Below are 4,273 nucleotides of genomic sequence, written 5' to 3'. Positions count from 1 at the left end.
ACGGAATGAACGGAATGAAAGCGACGACGAATCGAGTGTTCAGACGGGAACGGCGGGGCTGAGGGCGGGAAGATCGACGGTGACGGAGAGCCCGCCCTCGGGGCCGGCCGTGGCCCGGACGGCGCCGCCGTGGGCGTTGGTGATGGCGGCGACGATGGACAGCCCGAGTCCTGCGCCCTCGTCCGACCCGGTCCGGTCGGCGTGGAGTCTCCGGAACGGCTCGAACAGCTCGTCGACCTTCTCGGGCGGGACGTGCGGCCCGGAGTTGCGGACGACCAGCGTGCCGTCCGCGGACAGCTCGACCTCGACGTGTCCGCCGCGGTGGTTGTGCCGGATCGCGTTCTGGACGAGGTTGGCGACCAGCCGGTTGAGCAGCACCTCGTCGCCGGCGACGGTGACGGGGCTGGTCGCGGCGGTGAGGGTGATGTCGCGGGGCGCGGCGAACGGCAGGTGCTCCCCGACGACCTGGTCGACGACGGCGGCGAGGTCGACCGGCGACCGGTCGGTGAGCTCCTGCTCGCCCTGCGCGAGGACGAGCAGCCCCTCGATGAGCCGTTCGGACCGTTCGGTGGCGCGCAGCAGCTCGGTGCGGGTCCTGGTCACCCGGGCGGGGGACGGGTCGGACAGGCCGATCTCGATCGCGGTCCGCTGGATGGCGAGCGGGGTGCGCAGCTCGTGGGAGGCGTTGGCGACGAACCGGCGCTGGCTCGCCACCGCGTGCTCCAGCCGGTCGAGCATGGCGTCGAAGGTGTCGGCGAGGTCCTTCAGCTCGTCCCGCGGCCCGGTCAGCGCGATCCGCTCGTGCAGGGTGGACAGCGACAGCCGGCGCGCGGTGGCGGTGACGCGGTGCAGGGGGCGCAGCAGCCGGCCGGTGAGCCACCAGCACACCGCGAACGCGAGCACCACGATCACCGCGAGCGCGGCCAGCGTGATGATCCGCTGCGTCCCGACCAGGTCGCGCTCCAGCTCGGTGATCTGGTCGTCGTCGGCGAGGATCTTCGTCTGGGGCTGCGCCGCGCCGGACGGCACCGCCGGCAGCGGCGCACTGGACGGCGCGGCTCCGGACGGCGCCGCACCGGACGGAGCGGCTGCGGACGGGGCGGCTGCGGACGGGGAAGGCCCGCAGGGCACGCCGCCGCCCGAGTCGCAGGGCGCGCCCACGTCGACGGGGCCGGTCGCGAAGTTGCCCACCTTGTCGCCGACGATGTTCTGCTGGAGCTGCTGCGCGCCCAGCAGCACCCCCAGCGCGATCGCGGTGAAGACACCGCCGTAGAGCAGCGTCATCCGGGCCCGGATCGAGCCGCCGAACAGCCGCGGGACGCGCCGCGCACCCCCCGTCCCCACCTCCTTCCCCTTTCCCGCCCGGCTCACAGCCGGTACCCGCTTCCCGGGACGGTGACGATCACGGGCGGGTCGCCGAGCTTCGACCTGAGCTTGCTCATCGTCACCTTGACGACGGTGGTGAACGGGTCGGTGTGCTCGTCCCAGGCCCGCTCCAGCAGCTCCTCGGTGCTGACGAGCGTGCCGCGCGCCCGCATCAGCACCTCCAGCACCGCGAACTCCTTGGGCGACAGCGGCAGGTACCGGCCGTCGCGGAAGACCTGGCGGCGCGCGGTGTCCAGGGTGATGCCGGCGTGCTCCAGCACGGGCGGCAGGGGCGGCGCGGCGCGGCGGCCGAGCGCCTGGATCCGCGCGACCAGCTCGTCGAACGCGAAGGGCTTGGCGAGGTAGTCGTCGGCGCCGAGGTTCAGCCCGGTGACGCGCTCGTGCACCGTCCCGGACGCGGTCAGCATCAGGATGCGCACCTGCTCCCCGCTCTGGGCGAGCTCGCGGCAGATCTCGTCGCCGTGGACGCGGGGCAGGTCGCGGTCCAGGACGAGGACGTCGTAGTCGTTGACCGCGAGGCGTTCCAGCGCGGCGGCGCCGTCGTAGGCGACGTCGACCGCCATCGCCTGCTCGCGCAGTCCCTCGGCCACCAGATCGGCGAGGACGCGTTCATCTTCCGCCACGAGTATCCGCATGCTTCCATTGGCGCACGTCTCCGATAAGGAGGCGGTTAACACGCGCGGGCATTTCGGGCAAACTCCGGCCGGATTCGGTCATCCGGCTCGGCTAGGCCGCCGCCGCGGGCGCGTGGAACGGGTTTCCGCCGGACGTTCAACCGTCCTGCTGTCGCAGTTGAACGCGGCAAACGATCGAACAGTTAGCCGACCTTCCGAACTATGGGCGGCCGGGTCTTGGTGCCGTACTCTGAATTGCACCATAAGCCGCGGCCGTGCCTAGTGCGGCGCGCCTTGTCGCCTGCCCCGCCGGAAATGAATTGCGATTATCGCGCTCGACGGAATGGACGACACGTCCGGGAAGGTGAGGAAAGTGACCGAGGACCAGATCAGGCCGCTGCTCAGGAGCAAACTCCGGACCTGGGGGTGGATGTACCGATGACCGCCGCCCTGGCCGCCCCCCGAACCCTGGCCGCGCCCCCGGCCCAGGCCGCGTCCCCGGACCTGACCGTCCCGCGCCCCGTCCCGCTGCCCGCGCTCTCGCGCATCGTGGGGGTCGGCACCGCCGTCGCCGGCGACCCCATCTCGCAGCCCGAACTCCTCGACGTCCTCGACATCGCGGACCCCAGGGTCCGGTCCGTCTTCCTCAACAGCGCGATCGAGCGCCGCCACCTCACCCTCCCCCCGCCGGACGAGCACGGGAACCGGATGCCCGAGTCGCAGGGCGACCTGCTGGACAAGCACGCCGCGCTCGCCGTGGAGATGGGCGCGCAGGCCCTCGAGGCCTGCCTGAAGAGCTGCGGGGCGTCCCTCTCCGACCTCCGGCACCTGTGCTGCGTGACCTCGACCGGGTACCTCACCCCGGGCATCAGCGCGCGGCTCATCCGCGAGCTGGGCATCGACCCGCACTGCGGCCGCGCCGACATCGTCGGCATGGGCTGCAACGCCGGCCTGAACGCGCTGAATGTCGTGGCCGGATGGTCCGCGGCGCACCCCGGCGAGCTCGCCGTCGTGCTGTGCACCGAGGCGTGCTCCGCCGCGTACGCGCTCGACGGGACGATGCGCACGGCGGTCGTCAACAGCCTCTTCGGGGACGGCGCCGCCGCGCTCGCCCTGCGGTCCGGCGAGGACGAGTCCGCAGGCCCGGAGCAGCCGCGCGGCCCGCGCATCCTCAAGTTCGCCGGTCTCATCGTCACCGACGCGTTCGACGCGATGCGCTACGACTGGGACGGCGACCTCGGCCGGTTCAGCTTCTTCCTCGACCCCGAGATCCCGTACGTGGTCGGCGCGCACGCCGAGACCGTCGTCGATCGGCTGCTCGCGGGCACGGGCCTGCGCCGCGGCGACATCGCCCACTGGCTGGTGCACTCCGGCGGCAAGAAGGTGATCGACGCCGTGATGATCAATCTCGGGTTGAGCAGGCACGACGTCCGGCATACGACGGGGGTGCTGCGCGACCACGGGAACGTGTCGAGTGGCTCGTTCCTGTTCTCCTACGAGCGGCTCGCGGACGAGGGGGTCGCCCGCCCCGGCGAGTACGGCGTCCTGATGACCATGGGCCCGGGCTCCACCTTAGAGACGGCGCTGGTCCAGTGGTGACCGCGGCCGCGCACGGCGCCGACGGGCTCGTCCTGCGGATCGACGGGTCGGAGCCCATCTCCGCGGAGGCGGTCGCCGCCGTCACCGCCCTCTGCGACAGGGCCGAGGACGACACGGGCGAAGGTCTCGTGGCCGTCCACGTCTCCGGCGCCCCGGGCCCGGCCTGGCCGGACGGCCTGACCGTCGGCCTGGTGAACAAGTGGGAACACGCGCTCCGCCGGCTGGAACGGCTCGGCCACGTGACCGCCGGCGTCGCGTCCGGAGACTGCGGCGGCACGGCCCTGGACGCGCTGCTCGCCACCGACGTCCGCATCGCCGCGCCGGGAACGCGGCTGCTGTTCGCGCCGGTCGGCGGCGCCACCTGGCCGGGCATGGCGCTGCACCGGCTGACCCGGGACGCCGGCGCGGCCCGGATCCGCCGCGCGGTCCTGCTCGGCGTCCCGATCGAGGCGGCCGACGCGCACGCGATGGCGCTGGTGGACGAGCTGTCCGCCGACCCGGAGGGCGCGCTGGCCGAACTGGCGGCGGCGTCCCGCGGCGTCGCGGGCGGGGAGCTGGCGGTCCGGCGGAGACTCCTGTCGGACGCGGCCACCACCCCCTTCGACGAGGCCCTGGGCGCCCACCTGGCAGCCTGCGACCGCGCCCTGCGCCGGACCGCATCATGACGGCCCCAC

General features: G+C 73.1%; 4 protein-coding genes. 2 read left to right on the top strand and 2 right to left on the bottom strand.

Translation table 11 applies throughout. The features are described 5' to 3' along the window. Positions 1-39: 39 nt before the first annotated feature. Together ACH35V_RS25725 and ACH35V_RS25720 are read right to left on the bottom strand one after the other, a co-directional pair. Entirely contained in the window at positions 40-1,344 is a 1,305-nt protein-coding gene (locus ACH35V_RS25725; protein WP_395975744.1) for a sensor histidine kinase, read from the bottom strand. A gap of 23 nt (positions 1,345-1,367) precedes the next feature. Further along, positions 1,368-2,021 (bottom strand): response regulator transcription factor, encoded by a 654-nt coding sequence (locus ACH35V_RS25720; protein WP_395975742.1) that lies wholly within the window; start codon positions 2,019-2,021, stop codon positions 1,368-1,370. A gap of 417 nt (positions 2,022-2,438) precedes the next feature. Here ACH35V_RS25720 and dpgA point away from each other — a divergent pair, with 417 nt between their 5' ends. Together dpgA and dpgB are read left to right on the top strand one after the other, a co-directional pair. Then, positions 2,439-3,599 carry a 3,5-dihydroxyphenylacetyl-CoA synthase DpgA gene (gene dpgA / locus ACH35V_RS25715; protein ID WP_395975740.1) on the top strand — a complete coding sequence of 387 codons (1,161 nt, stop codon included), beginning with the start codon at positions 2,439-2,441 and terminating at the stop codon, positions 3,597-3,599. Then, positions 3,596-4,264: an enoyl-CoA-hydratase DpgB gene (dpgB, locus tag ACH35V_RS25710; protein ID WP_395975738.1), complete on the top strand. Its 669-nt coding sequence runs from the start codon at positions 3,596-3,598 to the stop codon at positions 4,262-4,264. Before dpgA ends, dpgB begins: the two co-directional genes overlap by 4 nt. Positions 4,265-4,273: the final 9 nt, after the last annotated feature.

The organism is Actinomadura sp. 1N219 (assembly GCF_044326405.1).
GTDB lineage: Bacteria > Actinomycetota > Actinomycetes > Streptosporangiales > Streptosporangiaceae > Spirillospora.
This window is presented reverse-complemented; position numbering and strand designations above follow the sequence as displayed.

Bases quoted from the DNA above. Each gene is read 5' to 3' on its own strand.
- dpgA (WP_395975740.1), top strand. From the start codon at position 2,439: ATGACCGCCGCCCTGGCCGCCCCCCGAACCCTGGCCGCGCCCCCGGCC.
- ACH35V_RS25720 (WP_395975742.1), bottom strand. From the start codon at position 2,021: ATGCGGATACTCGTGGCGGAAGATGAACGCGTCCTCGCCGATCTGGTG.